Genomic DNA, 3,206 nt, shown 5'->3' with positions numbered 1-3,206 from the left:
ATTTCGTGAAAAGAGCGTAAAGCATAGCTATCATAGCAATCAACCCCGAGTGTAGGGTCGAATTTATTCGACCTCTTTAGGCCGTGCTATGGTTTTTAGTCGATTGAAATCGACTCTACAGAAGCCATAAAACCTGAACCGTTAGTTTTCCAGATGGGTATCCGAAGGCTATGTGTTTTTCCGTGTATTGCGTGGCAAAAATAGGGTTACCTTAACATTACTCTTCCTTGCGCACCGCGGCGTCTAGCATGGTGTGCAGTAACTCATGAGCATCAAACTTGGTTAATGCCCTGTCGGCACCGACTTGTTCGGCATAACTTAGGCTCATTTCACTACTTAATGAAGAGTGTAAGATTATCCAAGGCTGGTGCAGGCTTTTGTTATTGCGTATTTGAAACGTCAATTCATAGCCGTCTAACCCAGGCATTTCGATATCACTCACCAATATATCAACCGGATTACCCTGCTCATTGGCGCTAATCATACGCGCTAAAGCATCATTGCCATTGTGAGTAACTTGGTAGTCGATATTTTTACTGTCTAACAACACACTGAGCTGTCGGCGCGCCACCACAGAGTCATCTACCATTAAGATAGAAAAGCCCCGTAAGGTTTCAACTTCCATATCATTAAGCAACACATCTTTGCTGCTTAACGATTCGGGATAGACTTTAGCCAGTAGTAGCTCAAGGTCTAACAGCTGGATCAAATCTGTATCTATGGTCACCAAACCGGTAATAAAGGCATTTTTACCTAAGGCAGTAGGGGGAGGCGAAACATCTTTCCAGTCGGTTTCTACTATGCGCTGTACTTTACGTACCATAAAGCCAATTTCTGTGCGATTTACATCGGTAATAATCACATAGGCGCTGGCTCTTTCTTCAGCGGTTAATGGCGGATAACCAATAGCAGCGGCCATATCAATAACAGGCACAGCGGCACCACGAAAGCTGGCGGTGCCAATGACAGCGCCTTGGCTGCTAGGTAGCTTAGTTAAGCGCGGTAGTGGCATGATCTCACGAATTTTCAGTGTCCCTAGGCCAAATAAACGATGACCCGCAAGCTGAAATAGCAGCAGTTTTTGCAGCTGTTTGGATTGTTTACTCATAAGTTCACGCTCTGTTAATAATAAAGGTAATCGACACCGAGTAATGCACGACTCAGGGTGTGTTATGCGGCCATGATATGAAACTGTCGCTGATTAAGTCCAGCCTAAGATGATGTGTTTAGTCTTCCTCAGCACGTTCGCCTTTTATTTGGCGATTAATATGCCAGCGTAATAATTGAGGGTAAGCATCAATGCGCGTAGCTTGCTTAGGCGCTACTGAGTGGGCTTGGTCGCTATCAAGCAGTAAAGAGCTGGCATCTTGCCATGGATAAAATACCGGCGGCTCATTTAATACATAAGCACCTTCTGGATCTATCCATAATAAAACGTTATAGCCAAAGTTGCGATCTGCATCATCAAGAGTTGCCAGCATATTACGCCCGCCTAAGGCTAAATAGGGCTGTTGCGAAAGGCTATAATGATACAAGGTTGGCATAATATCTTTATGTGAGCCTACGCGCGCAGGGTCAAAGTGCCAATCGCGCGCGTTCAGAATATTATCAGGCACATAAAGATAAAACGGTACCCCGCGATCTAACACCTGTTCATTGGGATAAAACGCTTTAACACGGCGCATTTGATGATCGCCCGTAGCCGCAATAAGTGTGTGCTCTGCTAACTCAGAGCCCTTTATATGATCAATAAAGCTACCTAAGGCATCGGATGCGTATTGAAAGGTTGTTAACACCTCATTTGGAGCGATAGAGCCTGGCTCTAAATGTTGCTGATATTGTGGGGTAATGGCTACCGGTTGTGGAGTATAGGTAGCTGGGGTGACATAAGGTGGATGATTGGTCACCGTTAAAATATTAATAAATAATGGCTGTTCTGACTCAGCCAGTAGTTTTTCAGCCAAGCGATAAGCATATTCATCTGGCAGCCCCCAATCTGTCATGTGCTGCTCAGCTTCTGGATAATAATCTAACAGTGTATTTTGGTCATATACAGCATCCACACCCTGTAATGGCAAGTAGTTGACCAAGTTGCGCCACATCATATTACCAGGAGAGATAAAAATATTGCGGTATCCGGCTTTTTTATAAATATCAAAAGGCGTATCAATATCAATAGTTTGAGCCGATGAATGACTAATGCTTTGCACTGGGCTATTAAACAATAACGCGGCTAATGAGGGGGCAGTACCATTATCTTGTGATAAAAAACGGGTAAATAAAAAGTCCTGTTCGAAATGAGGGCGCAACCTACCCAACAGATCATTGCGGCCTGGTTCATCAAACGCCAGCATATTGCTGCCTAAGCCCTCCATCATAGCAACCACCACGTGCGGTGGATATTGCTCAACATAGTCGTTGCGTAATGTGTGCGCATGCAGGCTATCAAAGTTAAGGGCCTGTAATAGTGCTTGGCCTTTTGCTGAGCTCACAGGGCTAAAGTTCACGTCTTGTCTTTTATCTTTTCGAGCCCAAGCCAGTGCCATTAGCGCGTTAGGCGTGAGCTGATTAAGTAACGATAATTCAGAGACTTGTGCATTGCCCCGGCGCAAAGGAAAAGTGCCTAGGCTGCCACGCGCTAATGTGAAAACAAGAGTTATTGTAATTAGCACATAAACAACAAAAAATGGCCATGGCATGCTGCGTTTAAGAGTTTCGGTACGCACTTGATAGTAGGCGAACAGTGTAGGAATAGCAGCAAGAAATAATGCAAGTAAGCTGGCTGCGAGCACCGGATAATCTTGGCCCATATTAGCGAGTACGGCTGAAGTATCATCTTCAAATAGGCCAAAAGCGAATACGTCAAAATGGCGATGATAGGTCTGGTAGTAATAATAGTTACCAATGGCGCTGGCGGCTGTTATTAAGCTAATGAGAGCGATAAAGGGGATGGTTAAATACCGCCACGTTCGCCATCCTTGTTGCCAAGCTGCCATACATAAGCCGGATAGCAATAAAGGAGCTAAAGCCATACCGGCAATGCGCAAGTCATACCGTAAACCTGTCACCCACATACGGCGTATATCGTCCGCCTGCCCCACTAACACCGATGGATCAGTAAACTGCTGAAACATCACATAACGGGCACCTAATAAAACCAGTGTCAGCCAGATGATTTGTGGCCATAGTAAGCGAAATAACAAGCG

2 protein-coding genes are annotated in these 3,206 nt (G+C 44.9%); both read right to left on the bottom strand.

What is annotated here, in order from left to right; all coding sequences use genetic code 11:
• Nucleotides 1-217: 217 nt before the first annotated feature.
• The gene (locus tag ACTHY5_RS11690) at nt 218-1,108 is read right to left on the bottom strand and encodes a chemotaxis protein (RefSeq protein WP_441879890.1); all 891 of its coding nucleotides are present in this window, start codon (nt 1,106-1,108) and stop codon (nt 218-220) included.
• A 118-nt stretch (nt 1,109-1,226) separates the two neighbouring features.
• On the bottom strand, nt 1,227-3,206 hold a 1,980-nt coding region (locus ACTHY5_RS11685; protein ID WP_441879888.1), incomplete at its 5' end, for an LTA synthase family protein.

It is taken from the genome of Oceanisphaera sp., from assembly GCF_052084945.1.
GTDB lineage: Bacteria > Pseudomonadota > Gammaproteobacteria > Enterobacterales > Aeromonadaceae > Oceanimonas.
This window is presented reverse-complemented; position numbering and strand designations above follow the sequence as displayed.

What these genes read in the sequence shown, in the direction of transcription:
- ACTHY5_RS11690 (WP_441879890.1), bottom strand. Translation starts at nt 1,108, where the DNA reads ATGAGTAAACAATCCAAACAGCTGCAAAAACTGCTGCTATTTCAGCTT.